General features: G+C 41.5%; 22 protein-coding genes. 14 read left to right on the forward strand and 8 right to left on the reverse strand.

Features of this window, described 5'->3' with window-relative positions:
* Window positions 1–190 precede the first annotated feature (190 nt).
* The 3 genes from argC to SKC38_RS11525 are packed head-to-tail and all read right to left on the reverse strand — an operon-like array spanning window position 191 to window position 3,003.
* The gene (gene argC / locus SKC38_RS11515; protein WP_377977295.1) at window positions 191–1,141 is read right to left on the reverse strand and encodes an N-acetyl-gamma-glutamyl-phosphate reductase; all 951 of its coding nucleotides are present in this window, start codon (window positions 1,139–1,141) and stop codon (window positions 191–193) included.
* Window positions 1,141–2,337 (reverse strand): argininosuccinate synthase, encoded by a 1,197-nt coding sequence (locus tag SKC38_RS11520; protein WP_377977296.1) that lies wholly within the window; start codon window positions 2,335–2,337, stop codon window positions 1,141–1,143. Before SKC38_RS11520 ends, argC begins: the two co-directional genes overlap by 1 nt.
* 3 nt (window positions 2,338–2,340) lie before the next feature.
* On the reverse strand, window positions 2,341–3,003 hold the full coding sequence (locus SKC38_RS11525) for a GNAT family N-acetyltransferase (protein ID WP_377977297.1): 663 nt from the start codon (window positions 3,001–3,003) through the stop codon (window positions 2,341–2,343).
* Window positions 3,004–3,230: 227 nt separating this feature from the next.
* Between SKC38_RS11525 and aat the strand changes: the two genes are divergently transcribed.
* The 3 genes from aat to SKC38_RS11540 all read left to right on the forward strand — a co-directional run bounded on the left by aat (window position 3,231) and on the right by SKC38_RS11540 (window position 5,423).
* Entirely contained in the window at window positions 3,231–3,839 is a 609-nt protein-coding gene (aat, locus tag SKC38_RS11530; RefSeq protein ID WP_377977298.1) for a leucyl/phenylalanyl-tRNA--protein transferase, read from the forward strand.
* A 46-nt stretch (window positions 3,840–3,885) separates the two neighbouring features.
* Complete coding sequence (gene proB, locus SKC38_RS11535) at window positions 3,886–4,914, forward strand: glutamate 5-kinase (RefSeq protein ID WP_377977299.1); 1,029 nt, start codon at window positions 3,886–3,888, stop codon at window positions 4,912–4,914.
* Window positions 4,915–5,057: 143 nt separating this feature from the next.
* Window positions 5,058–5,423, forward strand: a complete 366-nt coding sequence (locus SKC38_RS11540) for a four helix bundle protein (RefSeq protein ID WP_377977300.1) — start codon at window positions 5,058–5,060, stop codon at window positions 5,421–5,423.
* Between the two features lie 184 nt (window positions 5,424–5,607).
* On the opposite strand, the gene secA is transcribed toward SKC38_RS11540, so the two are convergent.
* Window positions 5,608–8,967 (reverse strand): preprotein translocase subunit SecA, encoded by a 3,360-nt coding sequence (gene secA, locus SKC38_RS11545; RefSeq protein ID WP_377977301.1) that lies wholly within the window; start codon window positions 8,965–8,967, stop codon window positions 5,608–5,610.
* Window positions 8,968–9,119: 152 nt separating this feature from the next.
* Between secA and SKC38_RS11550 the strand changes: the two genes are divergently transcribed.
* The 9 genes from SKC38_RS11550 to SKC38_RS11590 all read left to right on the forward strand — a co-directional run bounded on the left by SKC38_RS11550 (window position 9,120) and on the right by SKC38_RS11590 (window position 18,949).
* Entirely contained in the window at window positions 9,120–9,584 is a 465-nt protein-coding gene (locus SKC38_RS11550; RefSeq protein ID WP_377977302.1) for a hypothetical protein, read from the forward strand.
* A gap of 63 nt (window positions 9,585–9,647) precedes the next feature.
* The gene (locus SKC38_RS11555) at window positions 9,648–11,018 is read left to right on the forward strand and encodes a DUF1800 domain-containing protein (RefSeq protein ID WP_377977303.1); all 1,371 of its coding nucleotides are present in this window, start codon (window positions 9,648–9,650) and stop codon (window positions 11,016–11,018) included.
* Between the two features lie 3 nt (window positions 11,019–11,021).
* Window positions 11,022–12,557: a DUF1501 domain-containing protein gene (locus SKC38_RS11560; protein ID WP_377977304.1), complete on the forward strand. Its 1,536-nt coding sequence runs from the start codon at window positions 11,022–11,024 to the stop codon at window positions 12,555–12,557.
* 82 nt (window positions 12,558–12,639) lie between these two features.
* Window positions 12,640–13,596, forward strand: coding sequence for a hypothetical protein (locus SKC38_RS11565; RefSeq protein WP_377977305.1), 957 nt, complete (start codon window positions 12,640–12,642; stop codon window positions 13,594–13,596).
* Window positions 13,593–14,270, forward strand: a complete 678-nt coding sequence (locus SKC38_RS11570) for a DUF6089 family protein (RefSeq protein ID WP_377977306.1) — start codon at window positions 13,593–13,595, stop codon at window positions 14,268–14,270. Before SKC38_RS11565 ends, SKC38_RS11570 begins: the two co-directional genes overlap by 4 nt.
* A 49-nt stretch (window positions 14,271–14,319) precedes the next feature.
* On the forward strand, window positions 14,320–15,093 hold the full coding sequence (locus SKC38_RS11575; protein ID WP_377977307.1) for an isoprenyl transferase: 774 nt from the start codon (window positions 14,320–14,322) through the stop codon (window positions 15,091–15,093).
* 27 nt (window positions 15,094–15,120) lie between these two features.
* Window positions 15,121–17,772, forward strand: a complete 2,652-nt coding sequence (locus tag SKC38_RS11580) for a BamA/OMP85 family outer membrane protein (protein WP_377977308.1) — start codon at window positions 15,121–15,123, stop codon at window positions 17,770–17,772.
* Window positions 17,773–17,784: 12 nt separating this feature from the next.
* Window positions 17,785–18,324: an OmpH/Skp family outer membrane protein gene (locus SKC38_RS11585; RefSeq protein WP_377977309.1), complete on the forward strand. Its 540-nt coding sequence runs from the start codon at window positions 17,785–17,787 to the stop codon at window positions 18,322–18,324.
* 46 nt (window positions 18,325–18,370) lie between these two features.
* Window positions 18,371–18,949 carry an OmpH/Skp family outer membrane protein gene (locus SKC38_RS11590; protein WP_377977310.1) on the forward strand — a complete coding sequence of 193 codons (579 nt, stop codon included), beginning with the start codon at window positions 18,371–18,373 and terminating at the stop codon, window positions 18,947–18,949.
* A gap of 210 nt (window positions 18,950–19,159) precedes the next feature.
* Here SKC38_RS11590 and SKC38_RS11595 read toward each other — a convergent pair whose 3' ends face one another.
* From SKC38_RS11595 to SKC38_RS11605, 3 genes are read right to left on the reverse strand one after another with little or no spacing between them, the layout of a single operon-like run.
* Entirely contained in the window at window positions 19,160–19,894 is a 735-nt protein-coding gene (locus SKC38_RS11595; protein ID WP_377977311.1) for a sulfite exporter TauE/SafE family protein, read from the reverse strand.
* 6 nt (window positions 19,895–19,900) lie between these two features.
* Window positions 19,901–20,485: a lipoprotein signal peptidase gene (locus tag SKC38_RS11600; protein WP_377977312.1), complete on the reverse strand. Its 585-nt coding sequence runs from the start codon at window positions 20,483–20,485 to the stop codon at window positions 19,901–19,903.
* Window positions 20,485–21,681 carry a proline dehydrogenase family protein gene (locus SKC38_RS11605; RefSeq protein ID WP_377977313.1) on the reverse strand — a complete coding sequence of 399 codons (1,197 nt, stop codon included), beginning with the start codon at window positions 21,679–21,681 and terminating at the stop codon, window positions 20,485–20,487. The genes SKC38_RS11600 and SKC38_RS11605 overlap by 1 nt, the downstream gene beginning before the upstream one ends.
* A gap of 112 nt (window positions 21,682–21,793) precedes the next feature.
* Here SKC38_RS11605 and SKC38_RS11610 point away from each other — a divergent pair, with 112 nt between their 5' ends.
* Entirely contained in the window at window positions 21,794–22,888 is a 1,095-nt protein-coding gene (locus SKC38_RS11610) for a chorismate mutase (protein WP_377977314.1), read from the forward strand.
* Window positions 22,889–23,082: 194 nt separating this feature from the next.
* On the opposite strand, the gene SKC38_RS11615 is transcribed toward SKC38_RS11610, so the two are convergent.
* On the reverse strand, window positions 23,083–23,979 hold the full coding sequence (locus SKC38_RS11615; protein WP_377977315.1) for a DMT family transporter: 897 nt from the start codon (window positions 23,977–23,979) through the stop codon (window positions 23,083–23,085).
* A 75-nt stretch (window positions 23,980–24,054) separates the two neighbouring features.
* On the opposite strand from SKC38_RS11615, the gene SKC38_RS11620 reads away from it, so the two are divergent.
* Window positions 24,055–24,429, forward strand: a complete 375-nt coding sequence (locus SKC38_RS11620; RefSeq protein WP_377977316.1) for a RidA family protein — start codon at window positions 24,055–24,057, stop codon at window positions 24,427–24,429.
* Window positions 24,430–24,431 lie beyond the last annotated feature (2 nt).

The following is a 24,431-nucleotide window of genomic DNA, read 5'->3' on the forward strand; positions in this document are numbered from 1 at the left end:
GGCTTTAGCCTAGGGATTCCCCAGGTTAAAACCTGGGGTTAATATTTTTTATATCCTAAATCTTTGGCAATCAAAATAGGTTTACCAAAGAGTCAAAGGTCCAACGTCCAATGTCTAACAGACGCGAAGTATCGCGTCTCTACAACCTATCATCCAACTCTCTTCACTCTTACCTCTTACCTCTCAACTCCTAAAACCCTATCGCCTTCAATCCCAAGCCCGTCGTCTCAGGCCAGCCCAACATCAAATTCATGTTTTGAACGGCTTGGCCAGATGCCCCTTTGATTAAGTTGTCAATGACCGAGCTGATCAACAATTGGCCATCATATACTTCTAAATGCAGAAAACATTTATTGGTATTCACCACTTGCTTCACGTCAATGGCCTTGGGACTCACAAATACGAATGGCGAATCTTGGTAATAGCTTTCATAAAGTTCGACAGCCTCTTCCTGTGTTCCTGCATAAGCCGTGTACACATTGGCCATGATGCCGCGTGAAAAGTTTCCACGGTAGGGGATGAAATTTACCTTCGGTGCAGGTGATTTTGCGCCTAATACCATCCCAATTTCCGTAAGATGCTGATGCGTAAAAGCTTTGTAAATGCTCACATTGTTATTTCTCCAGGAGAAATGACTCGTAGAAGATAGCGCTTGGCCTGCTCCCGTCGAGCCTGTCACCGCCGAAACGTGTACATCTGCTTTCAATAAACCCGCTTGTGCCAAAGGTAAAAGCGCTAATTCAATCGAAGTAGCGAAACAACCTGGGTTAGCGATTTTATTCGCCGACTGGATTTTTGACTTTTGGAATTCGGCTAAGCCGTAAACAAATCCTTCGGACTCATCACGGAAATCCGTGCTCAAATCTACGATTTTGGTATGCCAAGGTATCTCATTTACTGCTAAGAATTTCTTCGATTCGCCGTGTCCAGAACACAAGAATAGTACATCTACCGGGCTCAAATCAGCACAAAAACGGGCATTCGTTGATCCTAAAAGATCCGTATGAACGTCCGAAACCAATTTTCCTGCTTGCGAATTGGACATAATGCATGTTAATTGTACATCCGGGTGATTGACCAAGATGCGCAATAATTCACCACCTGTGTAGCCCGCAGCGCCTACGATTCCAATTTTAGCCATTAGTTTGATTCGTTTACTTTCCGGTGAATCATCGTTTGGTTCGAAACGATTTTCGAGAATCCTCTCACATCATCACCTGTCCATGCTTTGTTCATTTCCCCATAAGCACCAAAAGCCGATGACATCAAGTCAAATTTCGACTCGATACCTGTCACCTGGAATTGATAAGGGGATAAAACCACGTGAACGGTCCCTGTAACATTGTCCTGTGTATCTGCTAAGAAGGTCTCGAAATTCCGCATAATTGGATCCAAGAATTGTCCTTCGTGCAATAAAGTGCCATACATATCACCAATGTTTTGTTTCCAATACAATTGGTGTTTTGTCAACACATGTTTCTCTAATAAATGATGCGCCTTGATGATGATCAACGGTGCAGGTGCTTCAAAACCTACACGACCTTTGATACCAATAATTGTATCACCCACGTGAATGTCGCGGCCGATCGCATAAGCTCCAGCGCGTGCAGTCAATTCACGAATGGCATCTACCGAGCTTGTATATTTCTCGCCATCGATGCCCACTAATTGGCCATATTCAAATTGCAAAGATAATTTGCTCGGTTTTGTTTCTGTTAATTGTGTTGGCCATGCCTCTTCTGGTAAATAACCATCGGATGTCAACGTTTCTTTACCTCCTACAGATGTTCCCCAAAGACCTTTATTGATCGAATAAGTTGATTTGTGCCACTCTTGTACAACACCTTTTGATTTTAAGAAATCGATTTCCGCTTCACGTGATAATTGTAAGTCGCGAATAGGGGTGATAACTTCACATTCTGGCGCCAAAATGCGGAATACCACATCGAAACGAACTTGGTCATTGCCTGCACCTGTACTTCCGTGAGCGATCGCTTTGGCACCTAATTTTGCTGCATATTTAGCTACGGCAGTTGCTTGGAAAACACGCTCTGCCGAAACAGATAATGGGTAAGTATTATTTTTCAATACGTTTCCAAAGACCAAATACTTGATGCAATCTTGGTAATATTCTTCCACGACATCCAACGTAACGTGTGAAGTTACTCCTAAGGAATAGGCTTTTTCTTCAATCGTCTTTAATTCTGCAGGTGAAAAACCACCTGTGTCTACCAAAGCTGAGTGCACTTCCATGCCGCGCTCTTCGGTTAAGTATTTTACACAAAATGATGTATCTAATCCCCCACTAAATGCGAGTATTACTTTCGGCTTGCTCATAATTTATTTGGATTTTCCTTTCTTGTGGAAAGGCATTAATAATTTCTCTTTAATTTTTTTCAATTGGGTGAAGTCGGCAATGTTCTTTAAAAAGATCCATTTGTCGTCTTTTTCCGGTTTAACTGTTGTATGTGCCGGGTCGTAAATCATCCCAGTGCATAAACAAATCTTGCGTTCCGTTCGGGTTAAGATGTCATAATTCACGCAGGATTGGCAACCTTTCCAAAAGTTATCATCTACCGGTAATTCCGAAAAGGTCGTTGGCTCATAGCCCAAATCCGAATTAATCTTCATTACCGCGAGTGAAGTCGTAATACCAATGATTTTTGCATCCGGAAAACGTGTGCGCGATAATTCAAAAGCTTTTGATTTAACCGCTTTGGCGACACCGTATTGGCGGTAGGATGGTTTAACGATCAAACCCGAGTTTGCGACAAACTTGCCATGTTGCCAGGTTTCGATGTAGCAAAAGCCCACGAATTCGCCTGTTACATCATCGGTAGCGATGATGGCCTTGCCTTCCGACATTTTTTCTTGCAGGTATTCGGGTGTACGTTTGGCGATACCGGTGCCACGTGCTTTGGCAGATTCTGCCATCTCGTGGCAAATAGATTCCGCTAGGTCAAAATGGGCTTGACTAGCGATTTGAACAGTATATGAATTCATGAATGGAATCAAGTATAAATGAAACAAATAGGTAAATCAATCTTTCAAGGGAATCATACCCTGAAGATGAATCTTCGTCGTCGGAGCGACGTGACTACATACCTGTTTGAATTATTTATCTTCATGTTCTTGATAAACAGCGTGATTAAACGCTAATTTTGTCTCGATAATAGGGGACAAATTTCAGTAATTCAACGGGGAAATCCCAACAATCAACTGATTATTTCATGGAAAATGATAATTCTTTAACTGCGGAAGCCTTGATTTATGCCTATACCTCGGGCGTCTTTCCGATGGCGGAATCAGATGGAACGATCTATTGGTACCGTCCAGATCCCCGGGCGATTATCCCAATTGATTCCTATAAGCCTGCCAAATCCCTGAAACCGATTCTTAATCGGGGGCAATTTGAAGTTCGAATTGATACGCAATTTGAGGCTGTTATACGTGCTTGTGCGGAACCTCGTGCTTATGAGCAGGAGACCTGGATATCGGAAGAACTCATTCAAGCCTATGTTGATTTACATCAAATGGGTTTCGCGCATTCCGTGGAAGCGTATTTGGATGGAGAGCTTGTCGGTGGACTTTATGGCGTGCATTTCGCTTCAGCATTTTTTGGTGAATCGATGTTTATGAAGGTTTCCAATGCGTCCAAAGTAGCCTTTCATTATTTAATCGAGATATTGCGCGCCAATGAATTTAATTTGTTAGATACGCAATTTATGAATGACAATGTGCAGCGCTATGGTGCCATCGAGATCAAGCGATCGGCCTATGAAAAATTGTTGGAAGCTGCATTGCAACAGGCCTGCGAATTTAAATTGCCGAGTAAATAGCCTAAATTTCATCATAAAGGGCTAAATTGTAGCAAATTTACCGATTATGTCAAAACCGATTCTCGTTATTAAGTTTGGTTCTTCTTCCATTACCCATGCCAATGGGGAGGTGAATGAGCAGACGCTCGAGAAAATTGCGGCACAGGTAGCAAGCCTTCAAGGGGAATATTCTATTGTATTAGTATCCAGTGGTGCCGTGGCAGCCGGTAAGGCTTCCTTGAAACATTACAAAGGTACCTTGTCGGAGCGTAAGGCTGCCGCCGCGGTAGGGAATCCCTTATTAATTGCAAAATACAATCATTATTTCCAAAAATACGGTATCTCCATCGCCCAGAGTCTTTGCGAGCGTCATCATTTTTCCAAACGGGAATCTTTCCTGCAATTGAAGGAAACCTATCAAGAGCTTTGGCGAAATGACATCATTCCGATTGCGAATGAAAATGACGTGGTGAGTAATGTGGAATTAAAGTTTTCGGATAATGATGAATTGGCGACCTTAATCGCTACCGGTTTTGGAGCTGAAAAATTATTGATTTCTACCTCAGTAGGTGGCTTGCTTGACGAACAAGGTCAAATCATTCGCCACGTTGCGGAGATCAATGCATCTATTTTGGATGTGGTGAATACGGATACATCTAGCACCGGTTTGGGCGGTATGATTTCCAAATTGACCTTCACGCGTTTGGCTACTCGAATGGGAATCAAAGTTGTGATTTTTGGATTAGATCAGGCGAATGGGATCATAGACGCTTTGCATGAAAATATCGGAACAGTTTTTGAGCCGCAATCGGCAACACTTTCTGCCCGACAAAAATGGTTGGCTTCCGGTAGCGTCATTACCGGTAGAATCGTTTTAGATAAAGGAGCTGTCAAAGCTATCCAAACCCGGAAGAGTCTTTTATCCGTTGGAGTTCTAGAATACTTCGGCGATTTCGAAAAAGGCGAGGTGGTCGAAATGCTGGACCCACAACACAATCCCATCGCCGTTGCGCGCGCGCGCTATTCCAAATCAGAGCTTGTTATTGCTGCGGAAAGTAAGGAGGTGGCGAATGCGGATGATATTGTAGTCTATTAGACGTTAGACATTAGACGTTGGTCGTTGGAATTATTTGTTTATGGATGCGATACTTCACGACCAATATTATCACCAATTTGATAAAATGGAATCTTTATCAATTTTAATACTCATGATTACTTGAATTCATTCTTTCTTTGTTCATGAAGAAAAAAGAAAGAAAAGTTGAGGATTTGCTCGTTTGGCAGCAAGCCATTTCTGTTGCGAATGTAATTTATTTGCATTTTAATTCATTGAACGATTTCGGCTTTCGAAATCAAATTCAACGTGCTGCAGTTTCCATTTCTAATAATATTACTGAAGGATTTTATCGAAAATCAGATCGTGATTTTAAACGCTTTTTAACGATTGCCTTGGGCTCAACAGGTGAACTGAAATCGATGCTAATTCTTGCTATTCACTTGAAATATATTGATGCAGAGAAACAAGTAGAATTAATGGGCCAATTAAATCAAATTGGTAAAATGTTAAACGCCTTGATTAATTACCTGAGCAATCAAATTGATTGACATAAATTAAAAAGACGCGAATTTCTTCGCGTCTTAATTAATATGCTCCATCGTCCAACGTCTAATGTCTAATGTCCAAAGTCTAGAAGACGCGAAGTATCTCGTCTCTACACAAATGCTTCCATCGTCTAACGTCTAAAGTCCAACGTCTAAAGTCCAATGTCTAACGTCTAACGTCCAACGTCTATTCCACCACCACCGCTTTTCCACTCTCCACATCCGCTTCCACAGCCTTGTACTTTACATTTTCTTTGATGCTTCCATCTTGGTATTGCACCGTTACACGTTGGTTGCGATCCGCAATTTTGATGGCTTGACGAGGTGCTACGCGCTCCGCTTGGCCTGCTGATGGATCATGGTAGCCTGGCTCTTCTTGTGCGCCAGCTAATCCGCCTAATAAAGAAGATAACGCCTCATCTTTGCTCATTTGCAATTTAGGTGCCTTCTCTTTCGGTGCTTTGAGTGCCGTTTGATTCGTCGATTGTGCCGCAGGAATTTCCGCTTTGATCACGAAGCTAATCGTATCTGAATTTACTCGTGCCACAAATCGTTGGAATAAATCCACCGCCTCAAACTTATAAATCAATAAAGGGTCTTTCTGCTCAAACACCGCATTTTGAACGGATTGCTTCAAATCATCCATCTCACGCAAATGCTCCTTCCACTCCTGGTCAATCAAAGTCAACGTGATGAATTTCTCCATCTCAGAGATCACTTCTTTTCCTTGTGTCGCCAAAGTCTTGTCGGCGTCCACCACAACACCCGTCACCATATGACCATTCGAAATAGGCACCTGAATGCCCGAGAATCCTTGACGCTTCGCCTCTTCCGCAACCTGAATTACTTGCTGTGCAATGATTTCATTCTTCGCTTTGTAATGCATTTCTGCCGCTAAGAACAATTGTTCCGTCCGCTTATCTAATGCCAAACGATTAAACTCTTCCGCCGTGAACGGTGGCTCCATGCCTAATAATTCAATCACTTTTAGTTCAAGCTCCTCATAATTTGAATAGCTTGTTGTGATATCTTGGCATACATCGAACAAGATATTGATGATGTCCAACGATAAACGCTCGCCAAATAATGCATTCTGCCGACGCTTATAAATCGCATTCCGTTGGTAATTCATCACGTCATCGTATTCCAATAAACGCTTACGTATACCAAAGTTATTCTCTTCAACTTTCTTTTGTGCACGCTCAATTGAGTTCGTAATCATGGAATGTTGAATCACTTCGCCTTCATCCATGCCCAAACGATCCATCACTTTCGCAATACGATCTGAACCGAATAAACGCATTAAATTATCCTCCAATGACACAAAGAATTGAGATGAACCCACATCGCCTTGACGTCCCGCCCGACCGCGCAACTGGCGGTCAACCCGACGAGATTCGTGGCGCTCCGTACCGATAATCGCCAAACCACCCGCAGCCTTCGACTCCGGACTCAACTTAATATCTGTTCCACGACCAGCCATGTTGGTCGCAATCGTAACCTTACCTGATTGTCCTGCTTCCGCAACAATTTCTGCCTCTCTTGCATGTTGTTTGGCATTCAAGACATTGTGTTGAATCTTACGGATATTCAATAATCGACTCAATAATTCAGAGTTTTCTACTGAAGTCGTACCCACCAATACCGGTCGGCCTGCAGCAACCAATTCTTGAATTTCCTCCGCTACGGCATTGTATTTTTCACGTACCGTACGGTAAACTTTATCCTCATGATCTTTACGTTGGATTGTACGATTCGTAGGAATCGAAACCACATCCAATTTGTAAATTGTCCAGAATTCACCCGCTTCCGTTTCCGCCGTTCCTGTCATACCGCCTAATTTGTGGTACATACGGAAGTAATTTTGCAAGGTAATCGTCGCATAGGTTTGTGACGCATCTTCCACGTTCACGCCTTCTTTAGCCTCAATCGCCTGGTGTAATCCGTCGGAATACCGGCGGCCTTCCATCACACGACCTGTTTGCTCGTCGACAATCTTAACCTTACCTTCTACTAAGATGTATTCGGTATCTTTTTCGAATAGGGTATAGGCCTTCAATAACTGATTAACCGTGTGAATGCGTGATGCCTTCTCGTTGTATTCGCTGATCAATTGTTCTTTTTTTGCCAAACGCTCTGCGTCCGACAAATCTTTATTCTTTTCGATTTTATTTAAATCGATCGACAAGTGAGGCAAAACGAAAAAGTCGGGATTCTCAGTGTTTCCACTCATGAACGCTAATCCTTGTTCGGTCAATTCTACTTGATTATTCTTTTCTTCAATCGTGAACAATAACGGCTCATCTGCCTGAGGCATCAATTTTTGGTTCTCAGCCAAATAAATCGATTCCGTTTCATGCATCAATTGCTTCATGCCGCTTTCCGACAAGAATTTAATCAAAGGTTTCGACTTCGGCAAACCGCGATAAGCGCGGAATAAGGCAAGACCACCTTCTTTTTTATTGCCAGCTGCAATTTCTTTTTTGGCCTCAACCAAGAAGTTTTGAACGATCTGTTTTTGAGCTTCAACCAATTTATTTACACGAGGTTGGAATGCTTCAAACTCCTGCTCATCTCCTTTTGGAATAGGACCTGAGATAATTAATGGCGTACGTGCATCATCGATTAACACGGAGTCAACCTCATCCACCATCGCAAAATGATGCGGACGTTGAACCTGATCTTCCAAACTGCGTGCCATGTTGTCACGCAAATAATCAAAACCAAATTCATTATTCGTTCCGTAGGTAATATCTGCCAAATAGGCTTGGCGACGCTCATCTGTATTCGGCTCATGCTTGTCGATGCAATCCACCTTCAAGCCATGGAATTCGAATAAAGGCGCATTCCATTCGGAGTCACGTTTCGCGAGGTAATCATTCACAGTTACCAAGTGTACACCACGTCCGGCTAAGGCATTTAGATAGGTAGGCAAGGTAGAAACCAAGGTTTTCCCTTCACCTGTACCCATTTCAGAAATCTTCCCTTGGTGTAGAACGATACCACCGATCAACTGTACATCGTAGTGGATCATGTCCCAGGTAATCTGGTTGCCAGCGGCTAACCATTGATTATGCCATATCGCTTTGTCGCCTTCAATCACGACATTCGCCTTTTTGGCAGCGATGAATTTGTCCTCAACCGTAGCCGTAACGACTAATTTCTTGTGTTCAGTCAAACGACGAGCGGTCTCTTTCACAACAGCAAATGCCTCAGGAAGAATTTCCATCAGAACAACTTCCAATTGTTTGTTACGATCCTCGTTTAATTTGTCGATTTGAAGAAAGAATGTTTCCTTCTCATCAATGTCCTCAGTTGCATTTCCTTGTTCGCGCAAAGCGACAATTTGTGCATCGATATCCGCTAGGAACTCCTGAATGCGTTGCTTGAATTCGTAAGACTTTCCACGAAGTGCATCATCCGAAATCTCATGCAAACGAGCATATTCTTCCTTGATCTTTTCCACAATCGGCATGATTGCTTTGATGTCACGCTCCGACTTCGTGCCAAATATTTTTGTAACGCTTTTGCTTAGTATTGAAAACATGGTAATATAGGGCCTACCTAGGCTTGGTGATAATTTAATTTGCAATTTACCAATTTGAATTTTTATCCTTGCTATGTTCCGACAATTAATCCAAAATTTTTACGGATTTGAATTCGAAATTCATTTGTTTTGTAGCTCAATTTTGAATTCTTATGGCTGATAATCCAATTCCTCCACGTCGGGCACCCCGGAAAAAACTGAAGATGCCGCTTTTCGGCGATATGATCAGTGGCTCTTCGGGACAAGGCGGGTCGAAGAATTTCTCAACATACCTCTTTTTATTGGTGGGTTTGGGGATGTTAGGCCAATTGTTCCTACCACAATTATGGGCAGAGAAGGTATACGATTCCGAATCTGAAGTGCGCGACATGGAAATCGATGGGGTATTGCGTAAAAAGTATGCGGATGCCAGTGATCGAAGTGAGATTCATTACCTATTAGTTGTGGTAGAAAAGGAAGGCAAGCGAAAGAAATTGGATTTATATCGGGCTGATTCGTTGTTTTTTGAACAAGTGGCAGTTCCTCAGCGAATTAAAAAGGAGGCTGGAAGCTTGATCGTCCATGTAACACGCTATTCCAAGCCTGATACAACGCTCGAAATACGATTTAAAGAATAAATAATATCAGTTTTTTGATAATCGGGTATTTCAATCTACCTTAGGGCAAAATTCTACTGTAAAATGCCCGCGCTTACCTCACCGAATGCTAAACATTTGTTGGCCCGTACGCTCTTTGGTTTCTCCAAAGATCAATTTCAGCAAGCCATGGGCTATGGTTCTCTCGAAGATCTCGTGGATCGTGCTTTATTAGCCGATGCAGCCTTGCCCGCCCCTCCGAATGCCTGGGTGAATACTGTTCCTGCGCAATCCCAACAAGATACGGGCGATGCGGGAACGTGGTATCGCGAATTAACCTATTGGTGGTATAACCGCATGTTTTCGGAAGGCTTGAATTTGCGTGAGAAAATGGTTTTGTTTTGGCATAACCACTTTTCCTGTGAACGGGATAAAGTGAATTATCCGCAATACATGTACCAGCAAAATCAATTGTTTCGCAAGTTTGCTTTTGGCAACTTTAAACAAATGGTCAAAGAAGTCAGCATTGATCCTACGATGCTAATTTATTTGGACGGGAATAACAGTCGGGGAACAGGCCCCAACGAAAATTATGCCCGTGAGGTGATGGAATTGTTTACACTCGGGATCGGGAATTACACAGAAAATGATATCAAACAAGCCGCCAAAGTGTTATCGGGTTGGCAAGTCAAAGGCCTAACATCCGTGTTTGATTCAACCCGTTGGTACAAAGAAACGTCCTTAACCATTTTTGGTAAAACGGCTGCTTTTAAAGTTGATACATTAATTGATTTGATTTTCGAACAAAAGGCCTGTGCCGAATTTATTTGTCGGAAACTCTACAAAGCATTCATTTACTATAAACCAGACGAGGCTTTTGTTGCTCAAATGGCCACAGTGCTGCGGACGAATAATTACGAAATGAAACCTTTATTGCGTTTCATGTTTTTGTCAGATCATTTTTACCAAACGACATTTCGTGCGAGTCACATCAAAGATCCCCAAGAATTAATGGTGGGTTCGTTGAAAGCACTTCAGGTGAAATCGCCGGATTTGGTCAATTTATATGACATGGCCAAAATCTTGCAAATGCAATTATTTCAGCCTCCTAATGTTGCGGGATGGCCCGGACAGCGCGATTGGATTAGTTCCACAACCTATTCGTATCGGGGTGGATTTACGGATTCCTTATTAACTGGAAAGCGTTTTAATGGAACAGCGGTCACTGGAAAATTAGATGCGGTTGCCTTTGCACGCACTTTTGCGAATAGTGAAAAGGCATCCTTGTTTGTAGACGATGTCATTGAATCTTTAGTTTTATTCCCGATCTCGGAAACGAAACGGCAGTTTTTGTTGAATACGTTATTGGATGGAACTATTGCTGCCAACTGGTCAACTTATACTCCCCAGGCAGATGCGCGCATTATTCGTTTGCTGAAAGCAATTATGCGTTTACCAGAATACCAACTCTCTTAGGACATGAAAAAGCAGATAAATCGGAAAGTTTTTTTACAGCAGATGGCCGTTCTTTCTGGAGGGGTTGGATTTGGTTTAGGGACGGTGACAGGAAAGGCTTTTGGTCAAATTCCAGCGGCGCACATGGCGAATGTAGAACCTGGTAAAATATTAATTATTATCCAGTTGGCTGGAGGAAATGATGGCTTAAATACGGTAATTCCAGCGGAAGATGACTTGTATTTTTCGGCTAGACCGAATATTGCTATTAAAAAAACAGATGCCTTGAAATTAGATCAAGGCATGTATTTGCATCCATCCGCGGTTGGTTTAAAGAAATTATACGATCAAGGGCAAGTCAGCATTGCTCAAAATATTGGTTATCCGAATCCGAATCGTTCACATTTTCGTGCGACGGATATTTGGAATACGGGATCTGATGCTTCCACGGTAATAGAGGAAGGTTGGGCTGGTCGTTTTTTAAAAACGCGCTATCCTGAATTTCCAATTTCGCTAGCCAAACATCCCATGGCGGTGCAATTGGGGTCAGTAGAATCATTGCTATTTCAGTCCGATCAAGGTGGATTTAGTACCGTTTTTGAAGACCCCAATTTATTTTACCAGTTGGTTAGTGGTACGCCATCTGACTCCGACATACCACCTGCTACCTTAGCTGGGGATGAACTAGGTTTTTTAAAGCAAATTGCAGCTGCCTCGGTTCAATATGCTGGAGTTATCCGGGATGGTGCCACGAAGGGGAAGAATACCATTGCATATCCTACATCAAATTTGGGTAGACAGTTTGGTATCGTATCCAAATTGATTTCCGGAGGATTGGAGACGCCCGTCTATCTGTTGAACATCGGAGGATTTGATACCCATGCGAACCAATTGACCCAACACGCTAATTTGTGGAAAACGATTTCTGAAGCGGTTTCAACGTTTCAGGTGGACATGACGAATCAAAATTTAGCAGATCGAATTAACATCATGACCTTCTCGGAATTCGGTCGGCGAGTGAATCAAAACGGAACTGCCGGAACAGATCACGGTACTGCAGCACCCATGTTATTTATTGGGAGAACAGTTCGCGGAGGTTTGATTGGGGCAAATCCGAATTTGAAGGCATTGGATAGCAATGGGGATTTGAAGTTTAATTATGATTACCGACAAGTGTACAGCACGGTGTTGCGGGACCATTTAGGTCTGGACAATGTTCGTTCGCAGCAGATTTTCAATTCGACCTTTGAACGATTACCTATTTTCAAGAATTCGCCTGATGCACTTCCGGAGGCAATTACGATGGAACTTATCGCGCCATGGCCAAATCCGGCGAGCGGCTATACCTTGTTGCAATATGGAATATTTGAGGAGGCGACCGTTTCGTTGGCATTGTATGATTTGCAAGGACGCCAACTGAAATTAATCGATACAGGCTTGCGCAAAGTGGGGTCATATTCCGTAAATTTTGACTTGCAAGGCTATGCATCGGGTCAATATTTGGTCAGTTTAAGTACGAGTAGAGGAGCACGAATGACTCGCCAATTGGTGATTCAATAGATAAATTGTTATCTTCGAGACTTGAATTTCGCACAACAAACATTTCGAATTTTCGTTGATGCTAAAACGTAAATTATATTCTATGTTTCGATTCGCCGTTCTTATCTGCTTTTTGGTCGGTCTGTTTCACACAGACTTAAATGCACAAATGTGGTTTTTAGGCCAAAAAGGCAAGAAGAAGTCGCCTTTCCCTGTTTTCAAAAAGCATACATCCATTTCTTTTGGGGCAGGTTCGTCGCATTACATTGGGGATTTGGTACCAGTCGCAGGGTTATTTACGGTGGGGGCTCAAACGACTCGTTGGAATGTAGGGGTAAATTTTACTCGGCATTTGTCTTCTAATTTTAGCGCTAATCTTGGATTGAATTACATTAGAATCGCTGGGGATGATAGTTATTTTTCGCCCGTAGGAGACTGGGATGCAAATTTTAGGCGCAATCTACATTTTAGAAATGATATCAAAGAAATGTCCTTAGTGGGGATGTATGAGATTGGTGGTAATCCAGAGAATTTAAAAAAGCGAAATGTGGTTTCGCCCTATGTATATTTAGGAGTGAGTGGTTTTTTACATTCGCCAGATGCGCGTAAGCAAGCAACGGCAAACGCAGCAGGAAATCCGGTTCAAGGTCCTTGGTTGTCGGAAAGCAATGGAAGTTTATTGGATTACAAAAACGAAGGTGTTGATTATTCGCTGATGGGTGTTTCAATTCCATTTGGGGTTGGATTCCGATATAAGATAAATGATGCTTTGGATTTTGGCTTTGACTTTGGATATCGCGTCGCTTTGACGGATTATTTGGATGATGTTACGGATAATCGAAATACTGTACTTCCTGTTTCTGTTGGCGGATCCATGTTGTACACAGATCGTTCAGGAGAACCTTATGCGGCGAATACATTAGTGAATCGTATTCCGGTTCCTGCGTCGGTTTCAGCGCCTAAAATCTCAACAGGTCCAGATCAATATTTTACCACGCAAGTGCGTATTATTTATCATTTGCGAAATAAAATTGATTGCCCTCCTTTGCCCATTCAATGAGAAAAATTATTGGTTTTTTCGTGTTTATGGTGCTAAGCCATGCGGCATTTGCCCAGCGCTGGACCATGTCCGCAGGGGCGGGTGCTACCTTGTACAAGGGAGATTTATCAGATTGGCATTTGATTCCTCATTTATCACAGTTGAAAACTGCCTCTACGGGGGTAAACTTCCAATTACGTTATCAGCCTAATCAGGCGATTGCCTATCGGGCAAAATTGACTTTTACGGGTATTTCGGGTGATGGTGCGAATTTTGGATTGCCTAGTATTTCTTATTCGACAAATAGTTTTTCAAGTCCATTAATTGAATTTTCGGGTCTAGTGGATTACAATTTAAAAGATTATCAAGCGAATCGAAATGTGCGAAATTGGACACCCTTTATTTATGGTGGGCTGGGAACCTTGTTTGTAAGTCCTGAAGGAAATATTCCTTCCCCTAAAACCTACTTTACTTGGGCAATCCCATTTGGTGTAGGGATAAAGGCCCAAATAAACAATCGATTAGGATTGCAATGGGAATTTGGAACGAGTAAATCCTTGTCGAACATCCTAGATGGTCAAGCAGCATGGGGCGAACAGCCTCAGATTTTTACTCTGAATAAAACAGATCAATATTTACAAAGTTCGGTATCAATCACGTATTCGTTGATTTCCGTTTATTGCCCTCGGGATTAATGTTTTGAATAAGGGGAGGGATTAGCTATCTTTGCCTCTTGTATGTTGTATGAATGTAGTTGTGAGTCAAAACGTAAAAGATTCTATTGATGTAAACAATCTGCCGGCGCACGTTGCCGTTATCATGGATGGTAATGGGCGATGGGCGAAACAGCAGGGGTTTAAAGATCGCATTTTCGGTCACCGACATGCCATTGCGGCTGTTCGGGAGACGATAGAGGGGTGCGGTGAATTGGGTATTAAGTATTTGACTTTGTATGCATTTTCTACGGAAAATTGGAATCGTCCTGCGGCAGAAGTGAAGGCTTTGATGAGTCTTTTGGTAAGTGCTATTCATGACGAATTGCCAGGAATGATGAAGAATCAGATCCGTCTAAAAGCGATTGGTGATTTGGCTTCATTACCTAAAAGTTCGCAGAAAGAATTGCAATCTGCGATGGATCAAACGGCTGCCAATAAGGGTTTAACACTCGTTTTGGCCTTGTCGTATTCTGGGAAATGGGACTTAACGCAAGCAACGCAAAAGATTGCACAAAAGGTTGCTGCTGGTGAAATAGCGGCATTAGATGTGGATGCGAATGTAATCAATGCGCATTTGTCTACGGCTGGAATGCCGGATCCTGATCTGATGATTCGTACGGGTGGAGATCACCGAATTAGTAATTTTATGCTGTGGCAATTAGCCTATGCGGAGTTGTATATTTTTGAAGAGTTGTTTTGGCCCGATTTTAGAAAAGTCAATTTGCATCAAGCAATCGTTGATTTTCAGATGCGAGAGCGTCGGTTTGGTAAAACAAGTGAACAAGTTAAACGTGAGGGCTAGGCCCTAGTAATGAAAAAAGACATTTGCATGAATTTTCGTAAAGAATCAAAAGGGTTTCGTTCTTGGCAGCTAGTATTGGTGGGCTTGGTTCTTTTCATCACTCAAACTGCGCAAGCGCAGGTTTTAGGTGGCCGTCGGTTCGCGCCTTCTTCGGCTGCTACTTCGACTTTCTCGTGGGCAGATCCTAAAGAGTATGAAATTGCAGAGATTGAGGTGACGGGTTCTCAGTTTTATGATGGTGCCTCCATGATTAATATTTCCGGTTTGCAAAAAGGCGATAAAATCAAAGTTCCAGGAGATGCAGTTGCTACAGCGATTCGTAAGATTATGGATCAAGGTATCTTAGAAGAGGTTGAGATTTTTGCATCCAAAGTAGAAGGGGACAAAATTTGGCTTCAAATAGCTTTGAAGGAACGTCCTCGATTATATGCCATCAATTATGTGGGAATTCGTAAAGGGGAGCAAGAAAGTTTAAGTGAAAAGGTAAAAACCTACAAAGGAAAAATTATCACTGAAACATTAAAGAAGAATCTTGAATTAGCAATCCGTAAGTATTACCAAGAAAAAGGTCGCTTAAATGTTAAGACAAAATCAACGATTCGAGTAGATACTTTGCGTGGTAACAATGCGACTTTAATTGTTAATGTAGACAAGGGAGAGAAGGTAAAGGTGCATAAAATCATTCTAGACGGAATTGATGAAAAATCACGTGGCTTGATCCTTCGTAAAATCAAAAACACGAAGCAAGTTCGTTTCGGTCGTATTTTTAAGCCTTCCAAATTCGTACCAAAGAAGTGGGATGAGGATAAAACAAAGTTGCTTGAAGCCATGAATAAATTAGGCTTCCGTGACTTTCAAATCAAATCCGATTCCATTGGAAAAGTAGATCAAAAGTCGGTAGACTTATACATCAAACTAGTCCAAGGGAAAAAGTATTATTACCGCAACATCAATTTTGAAGGAAATTACATCTATCCGGATTCTGTTTTGCACATGGTATTAGGTGTCAAAAAAGGGGATGTGTATAACACAGAAGAATTGGACAAGAAAATGCAAGGAAATCCGGGGGATGACTTGAGTTCTGTGTACATGGATAATGGGTATTTATATTACAATGCGGAGCCTGTTGAGTCGGCTATCGAAGGGGATTCGATTGATTTAACGATTCGTATCAGTGAAGGTAAGCAAGCGACGATCAACAAGGTTATCTTGAATGGAAATACAAAGACTTCTGATCATGTCGTTATGCGAGAGATTCGTACGTTACCGGGACAGAAATTCAACAAGTCGGCGATTATCCGTACCGTACGTGAGTTATCAACCATCGGTTATTTTAACCCAGAAAAAATTACACCAAATCCGCAGCCACGTCCAGATGGAACCGTGGACATTGAATACAATGTAGAAGAGAAGCCATCCGATCAAATTGAGCTTTCAGGCGGTTGGGGTGGTTACATCGGTTTTGTAGGTACTTTAGGAGTCGTGTTCAATAACTTTTCTGCGAAGAATCTGACGAATTTGTCGGCTTGGCGTCCTTTGCCTGCGGGTGATGGCCAAAAGTTATCCGTTCGTTTTCAAGCGAATGGTGCTGCCTATCAAAATTATAGTTTGACATTTACGGAGCCTTGGTTAGGAGGGAAGAAGCCAAATTCATTCTCAATTTCATTGAACCGAAGTGTTTCTTATCCGTATCAATTTAGAACGACAGGTTACGGTGGAGGTTATGGAAGTGGCTTGGGTGGCTATGGCAGTGGCTATGGTGGTTACGGCGGAGGCTATGGAGGCTATGGTGGCTATGGCGGTTACGGTGGATATGGGATGAGTGCTTATTCTGTTCCCGATTCTCTATTGGATGCGCACTTTAACGTGAATTCAGTGACCTTCAGTTTAGGAAAGCGTTTGAAATGGCCGGATGATTATTTCTCATTAAGTAATTCCTTATCATTCTCGCAGTATGATGTAGATCGTTATTATACGTGGGCTTACCCACAAGGTAAATCAACTTCGATTACCTTGATGACGAACTTCTCTCGAAATAGTATCGATAATCCGACGTTCCCACGTATGGGTTCAAGTTTCTCATTGAATGCATCGATTACACCACCTTACTCATTGATGGGAGGAAACAAAGATGGCAGTTTGATTGAATACCACAAATGGATGTTTGATGCGAGTTGGTTTACGCCTTTGCTAGGTAAGTTGATCTTACATACACGTGCTCACTTAGGATTCTTGGGATCTTATGGAGGTGCCCCTACAACCCGCTTTGAGCGTTTTGATTTGGGTGGATCCGGAATGGTTCAAGGTTTCTCTTTCAACCGGGATATCGTAGGTTTGCGTGGTTATAAAGATCGTGTGATCGGACCATCGGGATCTTATGGAAATGGTGGGGTAGCTTACAATAAGTTTGTGATGGAAGCGCGTTATCCTGTTTCGTTGAATCCTTCAGCGACAATCTTCGTGTTGGGCTTTGCGGAGGGTGGAAATAACTTTGCTTCGTTGACGGATTATAATCCGTTTAATCTGTATAAATCAGCTGGATTTGGGGCACGTATTTTTATGCCGGCATTTGGTATGATTGGTATTGATTATGGTTTTGCGTTTGATAAGCCACGTCCGGGAGATTCGGATTTTGGCCGACAAGCATTTACGTTCTCGATTGGACAGCAAATTCGCTAAGCAGTATTAACAATGAAAAAGTCAATTTTTTTCTTAATTTTGGGAATCATGTGCATGGGACAACGGACCTATGCTCAGAAATTTGGCTACATTGATACGGAGTTTATTACGTCCAAAATGCCTGAATTTCAAAAAGTTCAAACGGTCTTGAATGAGAAAACTAAAACCTGGTTAAAGGAAGTTGCCGACAAACAGGAGGCAGTTGCTCAACTGGAAAAAGAATTTCATTTGGAGGAATTATTGTTGACTGATGAGTTACGTCAACAACGTTTGGCCACCATTAAGGTGAAAGATCAAGAAGCTAAGGCTTACCAGGAAAAGGTATTTGGTGAGGAGGGTGAGTTATTTAAGGCCAAGCAAAATGCCATGAAGCCCATATTGGATGAAATCTCGAAAGCATTGGAGCGTGTTGTGCGCCAAAAGCGTTTGGATTTTGTGTTTGATAAGGCAAATGATGGCTTAGCATTGATCTATACAAATCCGATTCATGATTATTCGGATTATGTGTTGGAGGAACTAGGTTTGGAACTAGATCCTAATTTGAAGAAATAGTAGAGTGATTAAGAATATAAAACAAAAACAACTAGATTAAACTTTTATGAAAAACAAACTATTCTTAGCTATGAGCCTTGTGTTCGGAATGGCTATTTTACCAGCGAAAGCACAAGTTAAAATTGGATTTATCAATGCGGATTACATCTTAAGCCAAATGCCTGAAGCTAAGCAAGTGGAAGAAGATTTGAAGAATACGCAAAAGCAATATGAGACGCTTTATCAAGGAAAAGTGAAGGATTTTCAAGATAAATTAGCGGCGTTTGAAAAATTAAATGCAGATCCTAAGACAGCTGATATCATCAAGCAAGACAAGGAAAAAGAATTGCAAAATTTACAAACTTCGATTCAAGAGTTCCAACAAAATTCTCAATCTTCATTGCAAAAGAAACAAGCTCAATTGTTACAACCTTTGTTGAAGAAAGTAGAAGAAAATATGCACGCAGTAGCAGCTGAAAATGCTTATACGTATGTATTCAACTACGATGCAGGAATGGGAACAGCTCCAATCTTGTTGCACTACCCAGCAGATGCAAACATGTCTGATTTGGTATTAAAGAAAATGGGCATTACGCCTAAGCCAGCGGCTCCTGCTGCAGCACCAGCTGCTCCAGCAAAGAAATAAGTTAGCTGATTATTTTGAAGAAAGCCTCGATGAAAATCGGGGCTTTTTTTTGATGGTGCTTGGTTGCGTTAAAAAGGAATTTCGAGATTAATTACTAGCCCCAGACTTTAGTCTGGGGATCCCTAGGCTAAAGCCTAGGGTTAAGTTAGTTGTTGGGTTTTATTATCTAGCCTAATGTACTTGATACTCTTACCTCTTCACTCTTACCTCTTATTTCAAAAAAAAATACTTAACTGCCTGCAACAACGATGTCAACAGAATAACCCCCAATACAATATATTGAAAGGTCTTTTCAGGAATGTATTGTAATATTCTTTTGCCTAAGTAGGAACCTGCGATCGATATTACGATGAGAAAAGGAATCAAAACAATGTGTTCTTGATGGAAATATCCGCTGGCGATGTAAACACCTGCCCGACTCAAATCCACGCCCATATCAATAATCGCTGAGGTAGCAATGAAAGCATCTTTCTCCAAATTGAAAGCTGCCAAAGTAATTCCTCGAATTGCTCCTCCCGTGCCTATTAAACCTGCCAGAAATCCAGAAATTGTTCCCCCTAAATAAAGGTTGGTATTCGTTTCCTTCAGCCCTTTGTGATGCCCTGTCATGAGGTAGAGCGCTAAGATGAAAATGATTATATTCATCCCCATTTCAATTTCTTTCTGAGGAATATAATTTGTTAGCCATGCACCAAATGTGACAAATAAAACGGCTGGAATGCCCAATTTAAGGGCTATCTTTTTGTCGATGCCTGTTTGGAATAAATAAATCTTGGACAAATTGCTGAATACATGAAATACGGCTGTAATTCCAAGGACAATTTTGAAATCCAAGACAAGCGAAGCAAGTGGGACAAACAAAATAGATGAACCGAAACCGCTGATTGTACCAACGATTTCAGCGAGTAGGGCCAATAAGAAAAAGATGAAATATTGCCCCATCATATAGCTTTATTCGTTTTCTTCCTTAAATAAGTAATTCTGAAAGAACAAGATCGTCACAACGCCACAAAAAATAGCAGCATCTGCAAAATTAAATATGGGAGTTGAATAATAGCTCCCTCCCCAAACGGGAATCCAAGTGGGTAGAATTCCTTCCCAAAAATCAAAGAAAAACATATCGATCACTTGGCCGTGAAACCATTGCATCGGAGCTCCTTGTGGTGCATTATTCAAAAATACGCCATAAAAAACCGAGTCGATTAGATTTCCAATCGCTCCTCCTAGAATGAGGGACGTGCAAACTAATAACAAGGTTTTTGAATTTTTAACCGTCAAGGTATACAACAAGTATCCGATGCCGAACATCGCCAAAATACGAAAACTTGTTAAGATTAATTTGCCGTAATCAGAGCCTAATTGAATACCAAATGCCATCCCAGGGTTTAAGGTATAATGCAATTTGACGTATGGACTAATGACTTCAATTTGCCCATAATAACCGGGATCCATAAAATTGTGTACGGCCAATTTGATCCCTTGATCTAAGAGGATAATCAATAAACTAAGAAGGAAATAGCGATAATTGGATTTCATTAGGCGTTTTTTCTACGTTTAACTTCATTTTGCAATAACGTGTATTCTCGTGAAGTTTGTCCAGCAATAGAACTGTTTTCCTCTGCCCTACGGAATAAATAAGGCATTACGGATTCAACGGGACCATAAGGAACGTATTTGGCTACATTATATCCTGATGCCGCGAGATTGTAACTGATATTGTCCGACATGCCTAATAATTGCGCGAAGTAAATATTCGGGTGATTGTGTGGAATTTGCTGCTTCGCCATTTCTTCAGCAAGTAATTGGCAACTATATTCGTTATGTGTTCCGATACAAAAATGTACTCGGTCGATGTTATTCAGGCAGGCCAACATTCCTAAATTGAAATCTTGGTCAGTATGTGCCTTGTCTTTGTGAAGCGGTTCAGAATATTCATCTTCATGTGCTCGCTGGCGTTCTTTTTCCAAATACGCTCCACGAACCAATTTTACACCCAAGAAATAGTTTTTGTTTTTAGCTGCTGCAATGGCATTTGTCAAATTTTCTAACATATCCACGCGATACATTTGAAATGTATTGAAAATGATAGCTTGTGATTGGTTAAACCTTTCCATCATCTCATATGTCAATGTATCAATGGTTCCTTGCATCCAACTTTCTTCTGCATCGATAAAAAGGCGAACCTTTAAATCATATGCCTTTTGGCAAATCTCTATTAGTATTTCTTTGCTGTGTTGGAATGCAGCTTCGTTTTCTTCTGCTAAGCCTGATTCGGTTTGGAATTCTTCCAAAAGTTCTGCTTGGAAAATGCCCGTCATTTTAAAAACGGCAAATGGAATGGCTTGATTCTCATGTGCTTTTTGAATCGTTTTTAAGATTTCTTGCTTGGTTGTTTGAAAGGATTTTTCATTTTCTTCTCCCTCAACTGAGTAGTCAAGAATCGTTCCAATCTTTCCTAATTGTAATTGGTCAATCGTCTGTTTGCATTCTTGAATCGTTTCTCCACCACAAAATTGCTCGAAAATCGTAGATTTTATCAGTTTTTTAATGGGAAAATGGAGGAAAAGGAACAATTTGATGAAAAAAGTCCCTAACTTTACAAGCCAATTTTGGTTCATTAAGGCGAAAATCCAATAGGCCTTTTTGAGTTTAAAGTTGGATTTAGATGCAAAGGCAATTTGTGTGTCTTCGAACGATAAGTGAGGTATGGTTGAAGCGTTGATTTTGTTCATTGATTTTGAAATAGCTTGCAAATATAAGAGAATTAATAATCCGTTGAATCGGTGAAGTATAAAATAAAATAAACAAAACGTTTGGGGCGTTAGCCTTGTAAATCCGAAAATTATGAATGCCAATTTAGACATTGTACCTATGCAAGAGTGGATTCAGACTGGTGGAAAGCCGTTGATTATTGCGGGTCCATGTTCAGCTGAAACTGAGGAGCAAGTATTAGAAACTGCCCGTCGTATCAAGGCGGAAGGTTATGCACACATTATGCGTGCTGGAGTTTGGAAACCTCGTACACGTCCAGGAAGCTTTGAAGGTATGGGTGAACCTGCTTTGAAGTGGTTGGTTGAGGCGAAAAAAGAAACGGGATTGCCATTGGCTATCGAAGTTGCAACGCCTGAGCACATTGAATTGGCTTTGAAATATGGTGTTGATGTATTGTGGATTGGTGCGCGTACAACAGTTAATCCATTCAACGTACAAGATTTAGCTGACGCATTGAAAGGTGTTGATGTTCCTGTATTGGTTAAAAATCCGGTTAATCCTGATTTGGCTTTATGGGTAGGTGCATTTGAACGTTTACAAGGTTCAGGTATCAAGAAATTAGGTGCTATTCACCGTGGTTTCTCAAACGCACAAGAAACGAAATACCGTAACTCACCGATGTGGGCAATGGCGGTTGAGTTGAAGCGTTTGTTCCCTCAAATGCCGATTATCGGTGATCCATCGCACATGGCTGGAAAGCGTGCTTTATTGATGGAATTGTCTCAACGTATCTTGGATTTGAACTACGATGGTATGATCATCGAGACTCACCGCGATCCAGATGCAGCATGGTCAGATGCTTCTCAACAAGTTACTCCTGAGAAATTAGGTGAAATGTTGCGCGAATTAGAAGTTCGTAATGCAAATTACGGTTCTGACTTCTCTGACGAATTAGCAGGTCTTCGTGAGAAGATTGACAACATCGATCGTGAATTGATGGAAGTTTTAGCAGCTCGTATGGCAGTTGTTGAGAAATTAGGCGAGTACAAGCGTGATAACAACGTAGCTGTATTGCAATTGGATCGTTGGAAGCAATTACACAATGATCGTGCAAACCAAGCTAAAGGCTTAGGCTTGTATCCTGAATTCGTAGAGGAAATGTTCAAATTGGTTCACTTAGAATCTATTCGTAAGCAAACGGAAGTAATGAATTCTGCTACGGCATAATTTGAACTTTGTAATATATTGATTGCTGAGCCCTGAGAGAAATCTTGGGGCTCGCTTTTTTTAATGAGTTAAGAATTAAGAGTTAAGAGTTAAGAGTTGTTGTGATTGATGGATTGAAATACTTGTGCTTTCTCCACCTCTTACCTCTTAATTCTACACGCTTAATTCTTCACTCTTAGCTCTTAACTCTTCCCTCACTTCTTACTCACCCGATAACTCCCCCAAACCACCATCACCATCCCCAAGCAAATCAAAAAGGATGGAAAGCCATGACCCAATGCAATTTCAATGGCAATCGAAAACACCACGGCACTATTTCCCACAGCACCTACAATACTAGTTTTCTCATTCAATAAAGCCTGGGTCGTAAAGTATTGAACACCCAGGGCCAGTAAGCCCATAACTAATGCTTTTAGCCACTCAAAAGGTGTAGGCATCACCCAAACTCCCGTAAAAAAACTGTTGGGCATTTCTAAAAATGTACCCAAGCATAAGGAGATGGTCGATGCAATTAAGCCAGCACCCATAAAGGACACAACCACCCAGCGAGAGTCATAATATTTCTGTGCCTCTTTAATCGCTAGGTAACCGAGCGCCGTTCCCATTGCATAAATGATTCCTGTCGCATGATTGAACCATTGGCCTGTAGCTTCCGGTTGGAAGATTAGTAATATTCCGAAAAAGCCGACCAACAAAAACAAGACCTGCTTGCCTGTCAAACGCTCATTTGGGATAAGGAAAAAGCTAAAGATTGCAATGAACAATGGAAATGCTTGACCGTAAGTATTAGTTAACGAAAGTCCCAAATGTTCCAAGGTGTAGAACAAGCAATACAAAGTGAATGCTCCCAGTAAGCCACGAAGAATAATGAAATAAAGCTTACCTCCTTTTTGAACTGCCGGCCTGCGAATCAAACTTGTTAGGAGAAAGGGGAGACCCACAGCACTTCGAAAAAATACCAATTCCACAGATCCGAATCGGTCGCTCATGGATTTGGCAAGTGCCGACATCAATGCAAAACACAAAGAAGAAATAAGCATGTAGCCGATTCCTTTATTTTTGTACCAAACCTTGTGTATTTTTTTACGCATGAATTAATCGATTCCGCAGTTTCCTGATTCGAGATTCAGGCAAATTTTGTAACTTGCATCTCTTATTTCAAAGGTATGACAAAAAAAATAATTTTTTCTCCTGACGCACCCGCGGCAATTGGTCCTTACTCGCAAGCGGTCGAAGTGAATGGCATGGTTTTCGTATCCGGTCAAATCGCTTTAAGCGTGTTTGAGTCTGGCGCGAGCATTGAGGAAGAAACGGACCAAGTCATGAAAAACATGGGACACATTCTAAAAGCGGCAGGTTGCACGTATTCGGATGTGGTCAAATGTTCCATCTTTGTCAAAGACATGGATAATTTTGCCAAAATTAACCAAGTCTATGGGGCTTATTTCCCCGAGAATCCTCCCGCACGCGAAACGGTCGAAGTTGCAAGACTCCCGAAAGACGTGCGTGTTGAAATTGCTTGTATTGCCTATAAATCATAATA

Origin of the sequence: Aquirufa echingensis, assembly GCF_042714525.1 — a bacterium.
Taxonomy (GTDB): Bacteria; Bacteroidota; Bacteroidia; order Cytophagales; family Spirosomataceae; genus Aquirufa; species Aquirufa echingensis.